This is a genomic window from Pseudarthrobacter ribosi (assembly GCF_055412865.1).
The window spans coordinates 1-20,700 of sequence record NZ_JBVAYZ010000034.1 but is presented as its reverse complement, the minus strand read 5'-3'; the positions used below and the strand labels follow the sequence as shown (position 1 = coordinate 20,700).

At 68.4% G+C, this 20,700-nt stretch carries 17 protein-coding genes; 9 read left to right on the top strand and 8 right to left on the bottom strand.

Going from position 1 to position 20,700, the window contains the following annotated elements; translation table 11 throughout:
* Positions 1 to 6: 6 nt before the first annotated feature.
* Entirely contained in the window at positions 7 to 1,416 is a 1,410-nt protein-coding gene (locus ACZYZ5_RS20515) for an NAD-dependent malic enzyme (protein ID WP_463904204.1), read from the bottom strand.
* A gap of 242 nt (positions 1,417 to 1,658) precedes the next feature.
* Between ACZYZ5_RS20515 and ACZYZ5_RS20510 the strand changes: the two genes are divergently transcribed.
* Positions 1,659 to 2,414, top strand: coding sequence for an IclR family transcriptional regulator (locus tag ACZYZ5_RS20510; protein WP_463904203.1), 756 nt, complete (start codon positions 1,659 to 1,661; stop codon positions 2,412 to 2,414).
* Positions 2,415 to 2,515: 101 nt separating this feature from the next.
* On the opposite strand, the gene ACZYZ5_RS20505 is transcribed toward ACZYZ5_RS20510, so the two are convergent.
* The 3 genes from ACZYZ5_RS20505 to ACZYZ5_RS20495 all read right to left on the bottom strand — a co-directional run bounded on the left by ACZYZ5_RS20505 (position 2,516) and on the right by ACZYZ5_RS20495 (position 7,031).
* A complete protein-coding gene (locus ACZYZ5_RS20505) occupies positions 2,516 to 4,021 on the bottom strand; it encodes a nucleobase:cation symporter-2 family protein (RefSeq protein WP_463904202.1) in 1,506 nt (501 codons plus the stop codon).
* Positions 4,022 to 4,214: 193 nt separating this feature from the next.
* Positions 4,215 to 5,123 carry a factor-independent urate hydroxylase gene (gene pucL, locus ACZYZ5_RS20500; RefSeq protein ID WP_463904201.1) on the bottom strand — a complete coding sequence of 303 codons (909 nt, stop codon included), beginning with the start codon at positions 5,121 to 5,123 and terminating at the stop codon, positions 4,215 to 4,217.
* 519 nt (positions 5,124 to 5,642) lie between these two features.
* Entirely contained in the window at positions 5,643 to 7,031 is a 1,389-nt protein-coding gene (locus ACZYZ5_RS20495) for an 8-oxoguanine deaminase (RefSeq protein WP_463904200.1), read from the bottom strand.
* A 395-nt stretch (positions 7,032 to 7,426) separates the two neighbouring features.
* On the opposite strand from ACZYZ5_RS20495, the gene ACZYZ5_RS20490 reads away from it, so the two are divergent.
* From ACZYZ5_RS20490 to ACZYZ5_RS20470, 5 genes are all read left to right on the top strand, one after another.
* Positions 7,427 to 7,921 (top strand): nucleoside deaminase, encoded by a 495-nt coding sequence (locus ACZYZ5_RS20490; protein WP_463904198.1) that lies wholly within the window; start codon positions 7,427 to 7,429, stop codon positions 7,919 to 7,921.
* Positions 7,922 to 7,935: 14 nt separating this feature from the next.
* Complete coding sequence (locus ACZYZ5_RS20485; protein ID WP_463904197.1) at positions 7,936 to 9,474, top strand: NCS2 family permease; 1,539 nt, start codon at positions 7,936 to 7,938, stop codon at positions 9,472 to 9,474.
* A 167-nt stretch (positions 9,475 to 9,641) separates the two neighbouring features.
* Positions 9,642 to 10,859 (top strand): XdhC family protein, encoded by a 1,218-nt coding sequence (locus tag ACZYZ5_RS20480; RefSeq protein ID WP_463904195.1) that lies wholly within the window; start codon positions 9,642 to 9,644, stop codon positions 10,857 to 10,859.
* Positions 10,850 to 11,806: an FAD binding domain-containing protein gene (locus ACZYZ5_RS20475; protein WP_463904193.1), complete on the top strand. Its 957-nt coding sequence runs from the start codon at positions 10,850 to 10,852 to the stop codon at positions 11,804 to 11,806. Before ACZYZ5_RS20480 ends, ACZYZ5_RS20475 begins: the two co-directional genes overlap by 10 nt.
* Before the next feature lie 2 nt (positions 11,807 to 11,808).
* Positions 11,809 to 14,727, top strand: coding sequence for a molybdopterin-dependent oxidoreductase (locus ACZYZ5_RS20470; protein ID WP_463904192.1), 2,919 nt, complete (start codon positions 11,809 to 11,811; stop codon positions 14,725 to 14,727).
* A 26-nt stretch (positions 14,728 to 14,753) separates the two neighbouring features.
* Here ACZYZ5_RS20470 and ACZYZ5_RS20465 read toward each other — a convergent pair whose 3' ends face one another.
* Entirely contained in the window at positions 14,754 to 15,275 is a 522-nt protein-coding gene (locus ACZYZ5_RS20465; protein WP_463904191.1) for a DoxX family protein, read from the bottom strand.
* Between the two features lie 97 nt (positions 15,276 to 15,372).
* On the opposite strand from ACZYZ5_RS20465, the gene ACZYZ5_RS20460 reads away from it, so the two are divergent.
* Positions 15,373 to 15,951 (top strand): TetR/AcrR family transcriptional regulator, encoded by a 579-nt coding sequence (locus ACZYZ5_RS20460; RefSeq protein WP_463904190.1) that lies wholly within the window; start codon positions 15,373 to 15,375, stop codon positions 15,949 to 15,951.
* 35 nt (positions 15,952 to 15,986) lie between these two features.
* Positions 15,987 to 16,970 (top strand): aldo/keto reductase, encoded by a 984-nt coding sequence (locus ACZYZ5_RS20455; protein WP_463904189.1) that lies wholly within the window; start codon positions 15,987 to 15,989, stop codon positions 16,968 to 16,970.
* Between the two features lie 29 nt (positions 16,971 to 16,999).
* Here the strand turns inward: ACZYZ5_RS20455 and ACZYZ5_RS20450 are convergent, their stop codons facing one another.
* Complete coding sequence (locus tag ACZYZ5_RS20450; protein WP_463904188.1) at positions 17,000 to 17,524, bottom strand: DUF488 domain-containing protein; 525 nt, start codon at positions 17,522 to 17,524, stop codon at positions 17,000 to 17,002.
* A gap of 95 nt (positions 17,525 to 17,619) precedes the next feature.
* Here ACZYZ5_RS20450 and ACZYZ5_RS20445 point away from each other — a divergent pair, with 95 nt between their 5' ends.
* Positions 17,620 to 18,264: a uracil-DNA glycosylase gene (locus tag ACZYZ5_RS20445; RefSeq protein ID WP_463904187.1), complete on the top strand. Its 645-nt coding sequence runs from the start codon at positions 17,620 to 17,622 to the stop codon at positions 18,262 to 18,264.
* A gap of 23 nt (positions 18,265 to 18,287) precedes the next feature.
* Here the strand turns inward: ACZYZ5_RS20445 and nboR are convergent, their stop codons facing one another.
* Both nboR and ACZYZ5_RS20435 read right to left on the bottom strand, forming a co-directional pair.
* Complete coding sequence (gene nboR / locus ACZYZ5_RS20440) at positions 18,288 to 18,914, bottom strand: nicotine blue oxidoreductase (RefSeq protein ID WP_463904186.1); 627 nt, start codon at positions 18,912 to 18,914, stop codon at positions 18,288 to 18,290.
* Between the two features lie 23 nt (positions 18,915 to 18,937).
* On the bottom strand, positions 18,938 to 20,700 hold a 1,763-nt coding region (locus tag ACZYZ5_RS20435), incomplete at its 5' end, for a transketolase-like TK C-terminal-containing protein (protein WP_463904185.1).

Sequence of the window (20,700 nt, the reverse complement as noted above, 5' to 3'; positions counted from 1 at the left end):
TGGGGTTCAGGCGTGGGCGAGCGCGGCGGCCGTGGCCGCATGGGCCGCCGCGGCAACGGCGGCGGCGACGTCGGCGGCCACATGGGGGTCGAAGACGCTGGGAATGATGTAGCTGGCATTGAGCTCGTCGTCAGCCACCCGGTTCGCGATCGCCGCGGCGGCGGCCACGAGCATCTCGGGGGTGATATCTGCTGCACCCGCGTCCAGCAGACCGCGGAAGAACCCGGGGAAGGCCAGGACGTTGTTGATCTGGTTGGGGAAATCGCTGCGGCCGGTCGCCACCACGGCGGCGTGCCGCGAGGCGATGACCGGATCGATTTCCGGCGTGGGGTTGGCCATGGCGAACACAATAGCGTCCTTGGCCATGGATGCCACCTGCTCTTCGCCGATCACGTGCGGTGCGCTGACGCCAATAAAAACGTCGGCTCCCTTGAGGGCTTCGTGCAGGGTGCCGGAGAATCCCTGTTCGTTGGTGTTCTCGGCAATCCAGGTGCGGTGCTCGTCGTTGTAATGTTCGCCGAAGTGGATCGCGCCCGAACGGCCGGCGGCGATGATGTTCCGCGCCCCCTGGGCCTTGAGCAGCGCGATGATGGCGGAGCCGGCAGCCCCGACGCCCGACACGACGATCCGGACATCGGGGAGCTTCTTGCCCACCACGCGCAGGGCGTTGGTCAGGGCCGCGAGGGTGACGATGGCGGTTCCGTGCTGGTCGTCATGGAAGACCGGGATGTCGAGTTCCTCGCGGAGCCGGGTTTCGATCTCGAAGCAGCGCGGCGCGGCGATGTCCTCGAGGTTGACGCCCCCGTAGACCGGGGCGAGTGCCTTGACGATCTTGATGATCTCCTCGGTGTCCTGGGTGTCCAGGCACACCGGCCAGGCATCGACATTGGCGAACTGCTTGAACAGCGCCGCCTTGCCTTCCATCACTGGCAGCGCGGCGGCCGGGCCGATGTTGCCCAGGCCCAGGACGGCGGAGCCGTCGGTGACGACGGCGATGGTGTTGCGTTTGATGGTCAGGTTCCGGGCGGCCTCGGGGTTCTCCGCGATGGCCATGCAGACACGCGCCACGCCGGGAGTGTAGGCGCGGGAGAGATCGTCGCGGTTGCGCAGCGCGACCTTCGGGACGACCTCGAGCTTGCCGCCGAGGTGCATCAGGAAGGTGCGGTCCGAGACGTTGCGGACGGTGACGCCGTCGAGCGCGTTCAGCGCGTCCTTGACGCGAACGGCGTGGTCGTCATCCGTGGTGTTGCAGGTGACGTCGACGACGAGGGTCTCGTGGTGGGACTCGGTGACGTCCAGGGCGGTGATCGCGGCGCCGGCGGCACCGACCGCGGCGGCCAGTTCGCTGGTGGCCGTGAAGCTGGACGGTGCCTCCACGCGCAGGGTGATCGAATTTCCGGGGCTCGGATTCGCCATTGAATTTCCTCCTGGTCGGCCCGCTGACGGGCGTTCGCTGTTCTTACTTATTTCGTATTATGGATATTATTATCTACTCTGTGGAAATACAAGCCCTGCGCGGCGGCGTCCCCGGTGTGTCGGCGCCGCGCGGGTGCCGCTTCGACGGCGCGCGGGCCGTGCTGTATCTTGGGTCTACGAAGCACTTTTTTCACGATGCGGATAAAAGTTGTCGCAAGCCGATCCCTCAGGAGACCCAAGTAATGGCGGAAAAAGCCCCCGGAGGCGTGCAGTCCGTTGAGCGCGTTTTCGAACTTCTGGAGCTGATCACTGATGCCGGCGGCGACGTCACCCTCAGTGAACTGTCGTCCTCCACCGATCTGCCGCTGCCCACGATCCACCGGCTGCTCCGCACGCTGGTCACGCTGGGATACATCCGGCAGCTGCCGAACCGCCGGTACGCCCTGGGCCCGCGCCTGATCCGCCTGGGCGAGGCGGCGAACAAGCAGCTCGGCGCGCTCGCCCGGCCGCAGCTCCAGTCGCTCGTGGAGCGGCTCGGGGAAACCGCCAATATGGCGGTGCTGGATTCGGACATGGTCATGTACGTGGCCCAGGTCCCGTCCCTGCACTCCATGCGGATGATGACGGAGGTGGGCCGCCGCGGCTACATGCACGCGACCGGCATGGGCAAGGCGATCCTGGCCCAGCTGGACGACGAGACGGTGCGCGGCATCGTCGCCCGGAAGGGCATGCCCACCCCCACCCCGAAGAGCATCGGCGACGTCGAGGCCCTGTTTGCGGACCTTAAGCTGATCCGGGACCGTGGCTACTCCATCGACGAGGAGGAGCAGGAGATCGGTGTCCGCTGCTTCGCCATCGCCATCCCCAATGCGCCGACGCCCGCGGCGATTTCCGTCTCCGGCCCCGTTTCCCGGGTGGACAAGTCCTTCGCCGACCGGGCGGTGCCGCTGCTGCGTGAGGCGGCCCTGGCGATTTCCCAGGACCTCAACAAGAGCTGAAGCCCGGCAGTTCCGGCGAGGCAGCCGGCGCGGCCACAGTGCGGCCCCTTTTCCTTCCGGGAAAGGGGCCGCACTTGCCATCCCGGTGGTCTCCCCGGCGGTCAGTGCTCGGATTTCGACGCCGACTCGACCGGGACTTCCTTACCGTCGCAGTCGATCAGCTTGCCGCCTTCGAAGCGGTCGCCGTCGGCCAGGCACTTGAGGTCCTGTTCCCGCACGGTCCGTTCGGTGCCGGCCACAAACACCGACTGGTTCTCCGAGTTGCCCGCCTTGAAGTGGTTGAAGAGCAGGTTCAGCAGGATGGCCATCACCGCGGCCGAGCTGATGCCGGAGTGGAAGATCGTGGCGAACCAGGACGGGAACTGGTCGTAGAAGGCCGGGGCGGCAATCGGGATCATGCCGAAGCCGATCGAGGCGGCCACGATGATCAGGTTCATGTTGTTCTTGTATTCCACCTTGGCCAGGGTCCGGATGCCGCTGGCCGCCACCGTGCCGAACAGCACGACGCCGGCGCCGCCCAGGACCGGTGTCGGCACCGCGGCCACCACCCGGCCCAGGACCGGAAGCAGGCCCAGGATCACCAGGATGGCGCCGCCGGCGCTGACCACGAAGCGGCTCTTGACGCCCGTAATGGCGACCAGTCCCACGTTCTGGGCGAAGGCACTCTGGGTGAAGGAGTTGAACAGCGGCGAGATGGCGCTGGAGAGCATGTCGGCCCGCAGCCCGTCGCCGATGCGCTTGGAGTCCACCTTGGTGCCCACGATTTCGCCGACGGCGATGATGTCCGCGGACGTCTCCGTCAGGGTCACCAGGATCACGATCAGCATCGAGATGATGGCAGCCAAATGGAACGTGGGCGGTCCGAAGGCGAACGGGGTGGGGAACGCCACCATGTCGCCCTGGCCGACCTTCGAGAAGTCAGTCATTCCGGCGATGAACGCGATGACCGTGCCCAGCACCATGGCCAGGAGGATGGAAAGCCGCGAGATGGTGGCGCTGCCGACCTTGCTCAGCAGCAGCACGATGGCCATGGTGACCGCCGCCAGCCCGATGTTGGCCATGGAGCCGTAGTTGGGCGCTGACTTGTTGCCGCCCATGGCCCAGTTCGCGGCCACCGGCATGAGGGTCAGCCCGATGACGGTAATGACCGTTCCGGTGACCACCGGCGGGAAGAAGCGGATGATCTTGGAGAACAGCGGCGTGATGAGCAGGCCGATAAGCGAGGCGGCAATCACCGAGCCGAACACGGACTGGATGCCTCCGCCCTCGTCCACGATCGCCACCATCGTGGACACGCCCGCGAACGAGACGCCTTGGACCAGCGGAAGCCGGGAACCGAAGAACGGGATCCCGATGGTCTGGAGGATGGTGGCCAGGCCGCCCACAAAGAGGCAGGCCGCGATCAGGAGGCCGATTTCCTGCGACGGCATGCCGGCGGCCGCGCCAATGATCAGCGGGGGTGCGATGATGCCGCCGTACATGGTCAGGACGTGCTGGAGGCCGTAGGCGAAGGTGCTTCCGATCGGAAGCCGTTCGTCTTCGGGCCGGTCGGACGGTGTGCGGCCGGCGCGGGACTTAACCGCTGACGGCTTCTTTTTCATGTTCATGGCAGACCTTCTTGGTTCATGGCAGACGTCTTTGTCTGGCTAACGGTGTCTGGCTAACAGGTGTGGCTTATGGGGTTCTGGTTGCCTGTTCCGGGGCCGGCACTGGTGCTGGCCCCGGAACCTGCGGTCGCTCTGTCACTTGTCGCGCCGTAAACCGGCGGCAACTCGCCAAGCCGGCTTTCGGGGCGGCGTGCTAGCAGAAGCCGGCGATGCCGGACCACGCGGCGTCGGCCGGTGCTGCGTCCTCGCGCTGGACCGTCGCCTCGATCAGGCCGAACGGCCGGTCGGCGGCAAAGAACACCTCGTTGGGGTTGTCGAGGCCAAACGGCGAGAGGTCCACCAGGAAGTGGTGCTTGTTGGGCATCGAGAACTTGATCTCGTCGATCTCGCTGTGTGCCTCGAGGACCTTGGTGCCCATGTCGAACAGGGTCTGCTGCAGGGCGTGGGAGTACTTTTCGGTGAAGCCCTCCAGCAGGAGGGCCTTGACGTCCTCGTAGCTCTTGTTGAAATCGACGGAGCCGAAGTCCGTGCCGGTGTTGTAGCGCCAGCGGGCGGAAACATCCGTCGCGAGGATCCGGTCAGTGGTCTCCGGCAGGGTGGTGTACTTGTCCCGCGGGTAGCCGACGAAGCCCGACTGCGTGGACTTGAGGACCGTCAGGTCCTTGAGCCCCGAGATCAGGTGCCGGTCGGCGCCGTCGCGGACCAGTACGGCCGTCCGGACTTCCTGGCCGTTGCGCACGAAGGAGTGGTCGTGGGCGGCGCCGTGGGCCTGGATGCGGTCCCAGCTGTAGGACTCGGCCTCCCAGCGGCCGCCGGTCACCCAGTTGAAGCTCGAGGTGAAGTGGTCTCCGAGCCGGAGCAGGAACGCCTCCGGGGAGCCGATGCCCTCCCGGGCGAAGGCGTAGATGGTGTTCTTCTGCGTGTCCGTGGCCACCACGTGGCTGTTGTCGCCTTCCAGGTGGGCCGCGGCGAAATCGCCGCGGAGCTGCGAGGTGACGTTGAGGTCTTCGATCTCGTGGCGCTCCGTGTCGCGGGTGATCTTGACGACGCGGACTTCGGCCTTACCGTACTGGTTCTGTCCGAGGACGATCTTGTTGTTCATGGAGGGGTTCCCAACTTCCGGTATGTGGAATCAAACTCCCACATAGAAATTTCGGACGCATTTCGCGTTCGTTTCTTTCTCCGCCGACCCATAAAAAAGAGCCGACGTCAGTTGACGCCAGCTCATTACAACCCTGCCTGCTGCTCCCAGGTTACGTGACCTACGCCACGAATTACCTTCTAGGCTAGCCGAGTCCGGCGGTGGTGTACATCACAATCTGAAATTTCCGATTGTGACCGGCGGCGCTGCGTGACGACGGACGCAGGCCCTTGACCGCATCGGACTGCAGTCCTATCGTTTCCGTATAGTAAGAACTAAGTTTCGTATCGTGAAAATAACAAGGGAGCAATAAGATGCAGCACCAACCAGCCGCCGCGCCGGGCGCGGAGTCCCTGGCAACGCACACCGAGCTCTACCTCCCGCGCGGCGGCACCGATCCGGACTTCCATTTCCCGGCCGACCGGGGGCACCGGCCCGGCCGGGTCCCACGCTGGATCAACAGGCTGCGCGCAGCCAGGGCTAACCGGCCACCAGCTTCCGCGCCGCAGCCGAGTGCTCCGCAATGAGCCCGGCGATGTCCAGCCCGGGAATATTGCCGTCCACCACGCGCCACTGCCCGGCCACCATGACGCGGTCCGCCTTGTCGGCCGCGCACAACAGCAGGGCGGCGACGGGGTCATGGCTGCCGGAGAAGCGCAGCTCGTCGAGTGTGAAGAAGGCCAGATCCGCCTGCATTCCGGGGGCCAGCTGGCCCAGGTCCGGCCGGCCCAGGACGGCGGCGGAGCCCCGCGTCGCCCAGCCCAGGGCCCGTTCCACCGGAACCTGCGCGCCGTAGCGCAGCCTCTGCAGGTACAGTGCCTGCCGCGCCTCCAGGATCATGTTCGACGCATCGTTAGACGCCGAGCCGTCCACGCCCAGGCCCACCGGGACGCCCGCGTCCTCCAGTTCCAGCACCCTGGCCGTGCCGGAGGCCAGCCGCATGTTGGACGTGGGGCAGTGCGCGACGGCGGTGCCGGCGGCCCCCAGCGCGGCAATCTCGCCGTCGGTGAAGTGGATGCCGTGGCCCAGCCAGGTCCGGTCGCTCAGCCAGCCCACGCTGTCGAGGTAGTCCACGGTCCGCAGGCCGAACATCTCCCGGCAGAAGTCCTCCTCGTCCAGGGTCTCGGCGAGATGGGTGTGCAGCCGGACATCATGCCGCTCCGCCAGGGCGGCGCTTTCCGCCATGATCTCCCGGGTGACCGAAAACGGTGAGCACGGCGCCAGCGCAATCTGAACGGTGGCGCCGTCGCCGCGCTGGTGGTATTCGCCGATGAGCCGTTCGCTGTCCGCCAGGATCACGTCCGGTGACTGCACCGTGGACTGCGGCGGCAGGCCGCCGTCGTCCGCGCCGAGGCTCATGGAGCCCCGGGTGAGGGTGGCGCGCATCCCGAGTTCGCGCACCGCCCGGACTTCGATGTCGATGGCGTCCTCCAGGCCGTCCGGGAACAGGTAGTGATGGTCCGCGGCTGTGGTGCAGCCGGAGAGCAGCAGTTCCGCGAGGGCAACCGTAGTGGCCAGCTCGAGGTTGCGGGGGGTGAGGCGCGCCCACACCGGGTACAGGTTCTGCAGCCAGGGGAAGAGCGGCGCGTTGGCCACCGGCCCCCAGGCCCGCGTGAGGGTCTGGTAGAAGTGGTGGTGCGTGTTGATGAGCCCCGGCAGCAGCACGTGCCTGCCGGCGTCGAACGTTTCCTGGCACGGTGCCGCGGGCAGCTGCCCGGCGGCCAGCACCTCAACGATGACGCCGCCGCTCACCACGACCCCGCCGGAGGCGTCGAGGCTGTTGGCGGTGAAGGCGCCGAGCGGGTTCTTAATCCAGAGCCGCGTGCCGGGCGCGGGGTGGAGCGTGCCTGCAGGGTGGGGGAGGGTCATGGGGAGGGATCCTTGTCTGGTGGTTGCCGATGCGTGCAATTCCAGCTCAGTGATGCCCTGTCTGCTGATCCAGGTGGCCGGCGAGAGGCGCCGATTGGGGACCAGCCTAGGGCCGCGGGAAGCCGCACGTCAATGACGCGGGATGTGCCCCGGGGTGGTGACCTCCCGCAAACATGAATTTCACATCCTGAAATTAAGTTTCCAGAAATCTATGGCGCAGCTCACTTTCCGGTGCTAATCTCGATCTTGCCAAGGGCGGGCACCCGGACTCCGGGGAAGCTATCTACCAGGCGCAACTTAACCTTCAAAAGCACATGCTGAAGTCTGGTAACCGTCGCATCTGGCCCTTCCGTCTCACCTCGGTATACAGACTTCCCGGCAAAGGGAGTCGCATCATGAGCAGCACCGTCACGGCCGAACATTTTCTGGCCAGATCCATCCAGCTGGCCACGGCCAACGTCCTGAACAGCGGCGGGCCGTTCGGCGCCGTCATCGTCACCGCGGGTGGTCAAGCGTTCGACGGCGTCAACCGCGTCACCGCCACCAACGATCCCACCGCCCACGCCGAAGTCACGGCCATCCGGCGGGCCTGCAGCGAACTGGGCACGTTCGACCTGCGGGGAGCCACCCTCTACACGAGCTGCGAGCCCTGCCCGATGTGCCTCGCCTCCGCGCTTTGGGCGCGGGTGGAGCGCGTGGTCTTCGCGGCGGACCGGCACGACGCCGCGTCCGTCGGCTTCGACGACGCCGTCTTCTACGAGTACTTCGAGAACGAGAACCGGGATGTCCTGATGCCGGTGTCCAAGCTGGAACTGGGTGATCCCCAGGCCCCTGCAGTGCTGGAACCGTTCAACACCTGGAACGCGCTCGGCTCCAGGATTGACTACTAGGGCCGGCGGCTGACATGACAATCCTCGATCAGTCCCACGAAGGCCCGCAGCCGGCAGCAACGCCGGCCCCCCAAGCCGCAACCCACGCCAAGCGCCAGGGCCACAACACCCGGCCGCCGGCGTCGAACGCTTTCCTGGACCGCTTCTTCCACATCACCGAGCGCGGTTCGACACTCGCCCGCGAGTTCCGCGGCGGCCTGGTCACGTTCTTCACCATGGCCTACATTGTGATCCTGAATCCGCTGATCCTGGGCGGCTTCAGCGCGGGCAACGCACCCACCGATGTGGCCGGCGGCTGGCTGTCGGCCGCGCAGGTCGGCGCGGTCACCGGACTCACCGCCGGTGTGATGACCATTCTGTTCGGGCTGGTGGCCAATCTGCCGTTTGGACTGGCCGCGGGGCTGGGCATCAACTCCTTCCTCGCGGTCTCGGTGGTCAACGAGGTCACGTGGCCCGAGGCCATGGGCCTGGTGGTCATCAACGGCATCCTGATCGTCCTCTTCGGCGTCACCGGCGCCCGGACGGCCATCTTCCGGGCCGTCCCCAAGGAACTGAAGGCAGCCATCACCGTCGGGATCGGCCTCTTCATCGCGTTCATCGGCTTCGTCGACTCGGGCTTCGTCCGGGCGACGACCGCCGGGCCCCCGGTGCAGCTGGGCGACAACGGCTCCATCACCTCAGTTCCCACCCTCGTCTTCATCGTCGGACTCCTTGTCATGGGTATCCTCGTGGCCCGCAAGGTCCAGGGCGGACTGCTGATCGGGATCGTCGCCACCACCGTGCTCGCAGCAATCGTCGAGGCGGTCCTGCGCATCGGTCCCGGCAGCGTCACAAACCCCGGCGGCTGGCACTTGAACACCCCGGTGCTCTCCGGCCAGCTGGTGTCGGCGCCTGACCTGGGCCTCGTGGGACAGTTCGACATGTTCGGTGCATTCGGCCGGATCGGCGGCCTTGCCGCGACCATGCTGGTCTTCACGCTTGTCTTCACCAACTTCTTCGATGCCATGGGCACCATGACCGGACTCGCCAAGAGCGCCGGTGTCGCCCACAAGGACGGCACGTTCCCGCGGCTTAAGTCGGCCTTCATCGTTGAAGGCGTCGGTGCAGTTGCCGGCGGCGCCACCTCGGGATCCTCGAACACCGTCTACATCGATTCCGCCGCGGGCATCGGCGAAGGCGCGCGGACCGGGCTGGCCTCCGTGGTCACCGGCGTCCTGTTCCTTGGCTCCATGTTCCTTACGCCGCTCACCAGCGTGGTCCCGCTGGAAGTGGCCGCCGCCGCCCTGGTGGTGGTGGGCGCCATGATGATGGCCCAGATCCGCGAGATCAAGTTCACCAAGTTCGCGGTGGCCCTACCGGCGTTCCTGACCATCGTCACAATGCCGCTGAGCTACTCGATCGCCAACGGCATCGGCGTGGGCTTTGTCTCGTACACCATCATCGGGGCAGCGTCCGGGAAGGCCAAGAAGATCCATCCGCTCATGTGGGTGGTGACGGCCGGATTCCTGGTCTATTTCGCCCGCGGCCCCATCAACGCGCTGCTGGGCGCCTGACATCCGGACTTTCGCTGCGCTTTCGGACCGCCGCACCGGGGATCCCGGGTGCGGAAATCCGGAAGCGCAGCGCTTCCGGGCCACGCCGCCGCGGCGGTGCTATCCCCGGACACCGATTGGAACGAGAATATGCACACGATCGCCGCACAGGAAAAGAGAGTGCAGCCATGTTGGATCTGATGCCGTCACTGGGCGAATGGTGGCCTGCTACGTCCGGCCAGCGCTGCGCCGTGGCCACCGTGGTGGGCGCCGGCGGGTCCGTGCCGCGCCCGGTGGGAACCTCCATGCTGGTCTCCGAGTCCGGCGATGTCCTCGGCAGCCTCTCCGGCGGCTGCGTTGAGGGCGCCGTCGTCGCGGCGGCCCTGGAAGTGATGGCCGACGGCGGCACGCGCCGGGAGTTCTTCGGCTACAGCGCCGAGGACGCCTTCGCCGTCGGGCTCACCTGCGGGGGCGAGCTGGACGTCCACATCGAACTGCTGACGGACACCCTCGGGGGCCTCCGGCCGGTGCGCCTGACCACCCTGGACGCCCACGATCCCGCAGCGGGCCTGGCGCTCATCCGCCGGATCGATGCGCATGGCCCGCGGGGCACGGCGTCCCCGCGGAGTGCCGGCGCCGTTGTTATCCCGGATCCGGCCAGCTACCGGGTGGCGCAGTCCGACGCCGTGGCCGCCTTGCTGGGAGTCGCCGGCGGGGCCCGCTCCCTGCTGCAGGCGGCCGCCGCGCAGCTCGAGCCCCTGCTGAGAAACGGGACCACCGGGGTGGTGCGGCTGGCGGCGGGGCCCGGCTCCGAACCGATCACCCTGCTGGTGGAGAGCAGGCTCCCGCCGGCCCGGATGCTGGTGTTCGGCGCCAACGATTTTGGCGCGGCCCTGGTGCCGGCCGCCCGGCTGCTCGGCTATCACGTCACCTTGTGCGACGCCCGGCCGGCTTTCGCGGGGCAGGAAAGGTTCGCGGTGGCGGACCAGGTGGTCATGGACTGGCCGCACCGGTACCTGGCGGCCGAAGCCGCGGCCGGCCGGCTCGATGCCCGGACAGTGGTCTGCGTCCTCACGCACGATCCCAAGTTCGACATCCCGCTGCTGCAGGCCGCGCTTGGCCTGGAGCTGGCCTACGTCGGGGCGCTGGGATCGCGGCGGAGCCACGCCCAGCGGATGGCATCGCTGCTCGCCGCCGGGGTGGCGCCGGAGGAGGCCGAGCGGCTGCATTCCCCGATCGGGCTGGACCTGGGCGCCGTCACCCCGGCCGAGGTGGCCGTCTCCATCACCGCGGAGCTGGTCGCCGGCCGGAACCGTTCCGCCCGCGGACTGTCCCTGAAACACGGGAGCGGACCGATCCACCACAACGTCAACAGCCCGCAACACCAGGAGATGCCATGGACATGAACACCATCGAGGCCGTGGTCCGGACCGCGGATCCCGCCGACTGGCAGGCCGGGGACGCTTGGCTGGCCGGCGGCACCGTGCTGTTTTCCTACGGCAGCTACGCCTTCGGCCAGGAACCGCTCCGGCGGCTCCTGGACCTCGGCTCCATCGGCTGGCCGGCCATCACGGTGTCCGACGCCGGGATCGAACTCGCGGCCACCTGCACCATCGCGGAACTCTACGCGCTGCCCGCCGGTGAAACGGGCCGGGCGCACGCCGGCACCTGGCCCGCGCTGGAGCTGATCCGGCCGTGCTGCGATTCCTTCGTTGCCTCCTTCAAAGTCTGGAACATGTCCACCGTGGGCGGAAACCTCTGCACCTCCCTGCCGGCCGGACCCATGATCTCGCTCTGCGCGGCCCTGGACGGCGTGGCCACGGTGCTTGGCCCGGGCGGGTCCAGCCGCACCGTCCCGGTGGCGGAGTTCGTGACGGGGGACGCACGCAACTGCCTGGCACCCGGCGAACTGCTCCGCACAGTCCAGCTGCCGGCGTCGGCCCTTGCCTCCCGGGTGGCGTTCCGCCGGCTGTCGCTAAGCAACCTGGGACGGTCGGGGGTGCTCCTGATCGGCAGGCTCGACGCCGACGGCAGCCTGGTCCTCACGGTCACCGCCGCCACCAAACGCCCCGTGCAGCTGCGCCTCGCGGCGCATCGCGGCGCCCCGACGCCGCCGGCGGCCCTGGCCGAAGCGCTCGACGCCGCCATCCCGGACGGGCTCTACCACGACGACATCCACGGCCTGCCCGCCTGGCGGAAGGACATGACCTACCGGCTCGCCGAGGAAATCCGGGCAGAACTGACGGACCCGGCAGGGGTTCCGCCAGTCCGCGTTTCGGGGGACTTCTGGCCGCCGCAGGGCGACGCGCCCTCTCCACAGCACACAGTTTCGCCGCAGCAGGAAAGGGCCTGAGCATGGCTATCGAGATCAACGGGACCCCGGCGCAGGCCGAACCCCGTCCCGGGCAGTGCCTGCGGACGTTCCTGCGGGAACAGGGAAACTTCGGCGTCAAGAAAGGCTGCGACGGCGGCGACTGCGGCGCCTGCACGGTCCACGTGGACGGCACAGCCGTGCACAGCTGCATCTACCCGGCCGTCCGGGCCGAGGGCCACGCCGTCACCACTATTGAGGGGCTCGCCCGCACCTGCGGACCGTCCGAGGGGACCGACACGACCGGGACCGACCCGACCGGGGCCGACCCGACCGGGGCCGACCCGACCGGGGCCGACCCGACCGGGACCGCGTCCGCCGCCCTGCATCCGATGCAGCAGCAGTTCTTGGACCGGCAAGGCTTCCAGTGCGGGTTCTGCACCGCCGGCATGGTGATGACGGCGGCCACCTTCGACGACGGGCAGAAGGCCAACCTGCCGCGGAACCTCAAGGGGAACCTGTGCCGCTGCACCGGTTACCGGGCCATCGCGGACGCCGTCTGCGGCCAGGCCGCGCACGGCGAATCCAGCGATCCCGCCGGGTCCGGGTCCGGGACCGCCGGTGGGAGCCAGCCCGAGCCGCGTCCGGGCCAGCTCGGCGACGACGTCCCGGCGCCCGCCGGCCGGGCGATCGTCACCGGCACAGCGCGCTACACGCTGGACGTGCCGGCGTCGGAGCTTCCGGGGCTGCTGCACGTAAAGCTCCTGCGCTCGCCGCACGCCCACGCCCGCGTGCTGAACATCGATGCCACGGACGCGCTGCGGATTCCCGGCGTGGAGGCGGTCTTCACCCACGAGGACGCACCCGCCCAGCTGTTCTCCACCGCGCAGCACGAAATGTACACCGACGATCCGGACGACACCCGGGTCCTGGACGACGTGGTCCGGTTCGTCGGGCAGCGGATCGCCGCCGTCGTCGCCGATACCGTGGCCACGGCGGAAGCCGGCGTCCAGGCGCTGAAAATCGAGTACCAGGTGCTGGACGCCGTGTTCAGCCCGCAGGACGCGCTGCGCCCCGGCGCCCCGGCGATCCACGGGGACAAGGACGCCGCCACGGCCCGCATCGGCCGGCCGGAGCGGAACGTCATCACCGAACTGCACTCCGAACTCGGTGACGTCGCGGCTGCCTTCGCCACGGCGGACTTCGTCCACGAGCAGACCTACCGCACCCAGCGGGTGCAGCACACCGCGCTGGAGACCCACGCCGCCATCGCAACGATCGACGACGACGGCCGGCTCCAGATCCGCACCTCCAGCCAGGTGCCGTTCCTGGTCCGGCGTACCCTGGGCCGGGTCTTCGGCCTGCCGGAGGACCGGATCCGGGTGGTCGCCGGACGGGTCGGCGGCGGCTTCGGCGGCAAGCAGGAAGTCCTCACCGAAGACATCGTGGCGCTCGCCGCGCTGAAATTGCGGCGCCCGGTGCAGCTCGAATTCACCCGCACCGAACAGTTCACGGCAGCCACCACCCGGCACCCGTTCACCATCCGGCTCAAGGCCGCCGCCAGCACCGAGGGCAAACTGACCGCCCTGCAGCTGGATGTGCTGACCAACGCCGGCGCCTACGGCAACCATTCGGTGGGCGTGATGTTCCACGGCTGCGGCGAATCCCTGGCCGTGTACAACTGCGCCAACAAGAAGGTCGACGCGCAGGCGGTGTACACCAACACCGTGCCCTCCGGCGCGTTCCGCGGCTACGGGCTGAGCCAGACGGCCTTCGCGATCGAGTCCGCCGTCGACGAGCTCGCCGCCGGGATCGGCATGGACCCGATGGAGTTCCGCCGCCGCAACATGGTCCGCGAGGGCGACGACATGCTCTCCACCCACCCCGACCCGGAAGCGGACGTGCTCTACGGCAGCTACGGGCTGGACCAGTGCACCCGGCTGGTGCAGGACGCCCTGGCCCGCGGCCGGGAACGCTACCGGGACGCCGGACTCGAGGACCTCGGCCCGGACTGGGTCACCGGGGAGGGCTCGGCGCTGTCCATGATCGACACCGTCCCGCCCCGGGGCCATTTCGCGCATTCCCGGCTCCGGCTGCTGCCCGACGGGAGCTACCAGGCGGACGTGGGGACCGCGGAGTTCGGCAACGGCACCACCACCGTGCACGCCCAGCTCGCCGCCACCGCCCTGTCCACCACCGCGGGCCGGATCCGGGTCCGGCAGTCGGACACCGACCTGGTCGACCACGATTCCGGCGCCTTCGGCTCGGCCGGGACGGTGGTGGCCGGGAAGGCCACGCTCGCCGCGGCCGAGGAACTGGCGGTGCGGATCCGCGCGTTCGCCGCCGGCGTCCGGCAGGTCCAAGCCTCCGGGTGTGTGCTGGAGGACGGCGCGGTCAACTGCGAGGGAACCCGGGTGCCGCTGGCGGAACTGTACGACGCCGCCGCAGCGGCCGGCGTCGAGCTCTCCGGCGAGGGGCACTGGGGTGGGACCCCGCGGTCGGTGGCGTTCAATGTCCACGGGTTCCGGGTGGCCGTGAACACCGGGACGGGGGAGCTGCGGATCCTGCAGAGCGTCCAGGCCGCCGACGCCGGCGTCGTGGTCAACCCGCGGCAGTGCCGCGGGCAGATCGAGGGCGGCATCGCGCAGGCCCTCGGCGCCGCGCTGTACGAGGAGGTCAGGGTGGACGACGCCGGACGGGTCACCACCGACATCCTCCGGCAGTACCACATCCCGTCCTTCGCCGACGTGCCGCGCAGCGAGGTGTACTTCGCCGACACGTCCGACAAGATTGGCCCGCTGGGCGCGAAATCCATGAGCGAGAGCCCCTTCAACCCGGTGGCGCCGGCGCTCGCCAACGCCATCCGGAACGCCACCGGGGTCCGGTTCACGGAGCTGCCCATCGCCCGGGACAAAATCTACCTGGGCCTGAAGGAAGCCCGCCGGGCTATCACCCTCCGCTAAAACCAACGCGGGCAGCTTTCTTGCAGTTACTCGTGGAGACTTTCCGGGATCGTGGCAGGCAAGGCTGTGCCGGTGGCCGCTGACCGACGGCGGGGCAAAGCCCCAATGTAGGGGAGTATCACGACGACCGTTGCGGCTACGAATACCAACTGCATCAGTGTCCGCGGCAGGAGCGCCGTGGCCGGTTCGCCGTTGACCATGAGTCCGGCAAGTGCGGCGTGTACGTTCGCCGGGAACATGGCCGCCAGCAACAGGGTCAATCCGCCTGCCGCCCACGGCGCCGTCCGGCGGTAGAGCAGGCCGGCGGCTGCTAGCAGTTCCAGCACGCCCGTCAGTGTGACCAGCAGCTCAGGGTACGGCAGGGCCGGCGGCACCATTGCGACGAGGTCCTCGCGCATGCCATTAAAGTGCGCCGTCCCGGTAAGCGTGAACATTGCCGCGAGGCCACCGCGCAGGCTGGTGTGCCAGGAACGAAGCCACGTGATGCCGGCGGCACCGGCGGCACGCAGCAGGAGGGTGACGGTCAGGAGGGTGATGAGTGGAGCCATGATGCGTCCTTTCAGGTGCATCGGAGAATCTTGACACTGACTAGATTACTCTCAGCCCTGAACTTGTCAATGGCTAGATTGGAGTTAGGCTGGAGGCATGAGCACGCACGCCTCTTACCATCATGGGAATCTTCCGCGCACGATCATCAGCGCCGCACTCGACGTCATCGCCGAGTCCGGCCCGTCGGCCCTAAGTCTGCGGGACCTGGCGAGGCGGGCAGGTGTTTCCCATGCCGCCCCCGCACACCACTTCGGGGATAGGGCCGGCCTGCTGACCGCCGTCGCGACGCAGGGCTTCGGGCTCCTGGCGGACGCGCTGGCCGAGGCGCAGCGGCAAACCGGCGACTTTCTGGAGGTCGGAGTGGCCTACGTCGGCTTCGCCGTCGGGCACCCCGCCCACTTTGCCGTGATGTTCCGGCCGGAGCTGTTCCGGGCCGATGACTCGGAGCTGATCGCGGCGAAGGCGCGCGCCAGCGAATCCCTCTACCGTGGAGCAGCCCCATTCGCGGCGTCGGAACCTAGCCCAGAATCGGAGGAGGCGGCGCTGGCGGCATGGTCCCTGGTCCACGGATTCGCAACGCTATGGCTCAGCGGCAACCTGCCTGCGGGACTCCCCGCCGACCCGCGGGAGGCCGCCCGGGGTGTGGCCTCGGTCCTGTTTTCTGGCCGGGGGTAGGCGGACAGGGCTGCCCAACGGCCTATAGTCGGATGATGGAAAAGCGAATCTTGGGCAAAACCGGACGGAACGTCTCCATTGTTGGGCTGGGGACCTGGCAGCTTGGCGCGGACTGGGGCAACGTGGACCCCGCGCAGGCCCAGGCCATCCTGGCCGCCTCCGCCGAAGCCGGTGTCACGTTCTTCGACACCGCGGACGTGTACGGCGACGGCCGCAGCGAGCTGGCCATCGGCAAGTTCCTGGCCGACAACCCGGGCCTGGACATCACGGTGGCCACCAAGATGGGCCGCCGGATGGAGCAGCTGCCCGAGAACTACAACCTCGCCAACTTCCGCGAATGGACGGACCGGTCCCGGCGCAACCTGGGCGTGGAGCAACTGGACCTGGTCCAGCTGCACTGCCCACCCTCCGCCGTGTACAGCAACGCCGAAGTCTACGACGCGCTGGACACCTTGGTCGCTGAGGGGGCCATACGGAACTACGGTGTCAGCGTGGAGCGGACCGACGAGGCCCTCGAGGCCATCCGGCACGAGGGCACGGCCACCGTGCAGATCATCCTCAACGCCTTCCGGCTCAAGCCGCTGGACGAGGTGTTGCCCGCGGCGGAGGCGGCCGGCGTCGGCATCATCGCCCGCGTGCCGCTCGCCTCGGGACTGCTCTCTGGCAAATATACCGCGGACACGTCCTTCGCGGAGAACGACCACCGGAACTTCAACCGCACCGGCTCTGCGTTCGACGTCGGGGAGACCTTCTCCGGCGTGGACTTCGGGCAGGGCCTGAAGGCCGTGGCCGAATTCGAGGAGCTGGTGCCCGACGGCGTCAGCACCGCCCAGGCGGCCATCGCCTGGATCGCGGCGCAGGACGGCGTCAGCACGGTGATCCCCGGCGCGCGGAACGTGGACCAGGCCCGCTCCAACGCCGACGCGGCCGGGGTCGGCGGGATCGACGCTACGTTCGACGTTGGCGTCCACGAAATCTACGACAAGTACTTCCGCGAATCGATCCACCCGCGCTGGTAACCCCGCGTTTGTGGTTGGCTTCGCGGGCGTCAGTCCGCCGGATACCAGACCCGTTCTCCCTCCACGCGTGCGAAGGAGGTCAGGGTGTGGGGTTTGGCGGACGTTTCCGTCATGATGTCCAGCACCTCGACATTGCGGACCACGAGCGCGTCGCCGATCAGCGAGCGGTGGCAGCGCCACGGGACGGCTTCCGCGCACATGACCGCCAGATTGTTGGTCCGCCCGCGTTCCACCAGCTGGCCGATGGCCGTGGAAAATTCCGCGGTCTGCATGTAGTCCGCGTACCCACGGAACGATGCGTTTCGCCAGGCACCGTTGGGGCTGTCCTTTCGGCCGTGCCGCAGGCCGCCGAGGGATTCCATCCGCCGGTAGGTGATCCTGCTGGCCCGCACGCTCGCTGCGAGGGCGTCCGCGTTGAACTGGGGGTTGTGCCGCGATTTCGGGACGGTGCGCACATCGATGAGCTTCCTGACGCCGTGGGCCGTCAGGATGCCGATGAACTCGTCGATGGGGTGCGTGGAGTGCCCCACCGTGAAGATGGTCGTGTCCGTCATGACCCCATGCTAGGACGGCCGTGAAGACCGTGTCGGCGCGGTAGCGGCCCGGATAGTCTGGTTACCCGACGAGGTGCCAAGGGAACGGGCCTGGAATGACTTCATCCTCCATCGATGGCTTTGTTGACCGGCTCGCGGCCGTGCCGACAGGGCCGGGGTGCAACAACTTCTTCGACCACTCCGTGCCGGGAAATGCCCAGCGCCGCCAGAACCTGGCAATCTACCTGCGGGAAATGCAGGACCGCGCCCCGAAGGTGCTGCTGGTCGGGGAAGCCCCCGGCTTCAGGGGCATGAGGATCACCGGAGTCCCGTTCACCAACCGCACCATGTTCGACGGTCCCGCCAACGCGTTTGGGCTGTTCGGACCCGGAAAGGGCTACGTTCTGCCTGCGGAAGCTGCGGGCGTGGCGGCGGAGCCGACGGCCACGGTGATGTGGGAGGTGCTGGCCGAACTGGCATTCCTTCCCCTGCTTTGGAGTGCCTGCCCGTGGCATACCCATGTGAAGGGGCGGCCGCTGTCCAATCGCACCCCTACGGCCTCCGAGGCAGCACTGGGAACCCCGTTTTGGCAGGCCCTGACCGAGGCATTTCCCATCGAAGCGGTGGTAGCGGTGGGGAATGTGGCGCACCGCAGCCTGCAGCGGAGCGGCCTGGACGTGCCGAAAATCAGGCACCCCGCCCACGGCGGCCGGTCCGGGTTCAAGCGGGGGCTGGAAGAGCTGTTCCTCCCCTCCCGCTGACACCCAACGCGGGGCGCTGGACCCTAGTCGAGGAGGTGCAGCTGGTCGGGGGTGTCGAGGTCCTCGCCGCCGGAAAGATCGCTGCAGTCCACGAGGTCGATCAGCTCCGGGTGGGCCTGGAGGAAAAAGCGTGCCCCGGCGTCGCCCGCTGCCGTTTCCACAGCTTCAGCGCGGATCCCGGCATCCAGCAGCAGCGGATGTCCCCGCCGCAGCTTCCCGTCCGGGCCACGGTAGGCGGCTGCCGTCACCCGGCCCGGCCGGTGGGACGCCAGCAGGCGGGCGACGGCCGCCGCCGTCAGCCCGGGCTGGTCGACCAGCGCGATGAGCACGTGGTCCTTCGGGGCGGCCGCGGCGACTCCGAGCCGGAAGGAGCTGCCCATCCCGCCGGCCCAGTCAGGGTTGTCGATGACCCGGTGCCGGCTGAGGTCGGTGCCGGCGCGGACGTAAGCCGCGTCCGCGCCGAGCACCGCCACGACTTCCCGGCAGCCGCCCGCGAGCAGCACGTCGGCCAGCACTTCCACGAGCGTGCGGCCGCGGAACCGGAGCAGCGCCTTGGGCCCGCGCCCCAGCCGCGTCCCGGCACCGGCGGCCAGCAGCACCGCCGTCGTGCCTGCTGCCCGGCCGTGGCTCGGTGCTCCGCTGTCGCTCATCTGCCCACCCTAACGCCGCGGCGTCAGGCGTCGCCTCCGGTTCCGCCGGTGGTCCCGGCGTTGACGTCCAGGAGCTTGTAGCGGTCCATCGCGTAGGCGGGCACGCCGCCGTCGACCTCCCCGCGCGCGGCCAGCAGCTGCAGGGTCTTCACCACAATCGAGTGGGTGTCGTTCTTGAAGAAGCGGCGCGCTGCGGCGCGGGTGTCGGAGAAGCCGAAGCCGTCAGCGCCGAGCGAGGCGAACTCGTTCGGCAGGAACTGGCGGATCTGGTCCGGGACCGCCTTCATGTAGTCGGTGACGGCCACGATCGGCCCGGTCGCGCCGGCGAGCTGTTCGGTGACGAACGGGACGCGGGCCGGCTGGCCGGGGTTGAGGAACGCCTCTTCCTCGGCTGCCATGGCGTCGCGGCGCAGCTCGGTCCAGGACGTCACGGACCAGACGTCGGCGGAGACGCCCCAGTCCTCGGCGAGGACCCGCTGGGCCTCGAGGGCCCAGGGCACGGACACGCCGGAGGCCAGGATCTGGCTCTTGGGTCCTGCCAGGTCCGACGCCGACACCCGGTGGATGCCTTTCAGGACACCGCTGACGTCGAGGTTCGCGGGTTCGGCCGGCTGGAGGATCGGCTCGTTGTAGACGGTGAGGTAGTACATCAGGTTCCGGTCATTGTTGCTGCCCGCGGCGGCGTCGCCGTACATCCGCTCCAGGCCGTCCCGGATGATGTGGCCCATTTCGTACCCGAACGCGGGATCGTAGGTGACGACGGCCGGGTTGGTTGCGGCCAGGATCGGGGAGTGCCCGTCCGCGTGCTGCAGGCCCTCGCCGGTCAGGGTGGTGCGGCCGGCGGTGGCGCCGATGATGAACCCGCGGGTCATCTGGTCCGCGGCGGCCCAGAAGGAATCTCCGGTGCGCTGGAAGCCGAACATCGAATAGAAGACGTAGATCGGGATCAGCGGTTCGCCGTGCGTGGCGTAGGACGTGCCCGCGGCGGTGAAGGCCGCCACCGCCCCGGCCTCGTTGATGCCCGGGTGGATCAGCTGGCCCTGGGCCGATTCCTTGTAGGCCAGGACCAGGTCCCGGTCCACGGAGAGATAGCCCTGGCCGTCCGGGTTGTAGATCTTCGCGGAGGGGAAGAACGCGTCCATGCCGAAGGTGCGGGATTCATCCGGAACGATCGGGACAATGCGGTGCCCGAACCTCTTGTCCCGGAGCAGGTCCTTGAGCAGGCGGACGAACGTCATGGTGGTGGCCGCGCGCTGTTTCCCGGAACCGCGCTTGGCAACTTCATAGGTTTTCGGGTCGGGCAGCTCTATGGGCGGGTGGTCCGGCCGGCGTTCGGGGACGAATCCGCCGAGGGCGCGGCGGCGTTCCATGAGGTACTGGATCTCGGGGGAGTCCATGCCGGGGTGGTAGTACGGGGGCCGGTAGAGGTCCGCTTCGAGCTGGTCGTCGGTGATGGGGATGCGCAGGTGGTCGCGGAAGGCCTTCAGGTCCGCGAGGGTGAGCTTCTTCATCTGGTGCGTGGCGTTGCGGCCCTCGAAGTGGGTGCCCAGGCCGTAGCCCTTGACCGTGTGGGCCAGGATGACGGTGGGTTTGCCCGTGAACTCGGTCGCGGCCTTGTACGCGGCGTAGACCTTGTTGTAGTCGTGGCCGCCGCGCTTGAGGTTCCAGATCTGGTCATCGGTGAGGTCCTGGACCATTTCCTTGGTCTGCGGGGTCTGCCCGAAGAAGTGCTCGCGGACAAACGCGCCGGACTCGGCCTTGTAGGTCTGGTAGTCCCCGTCGACGG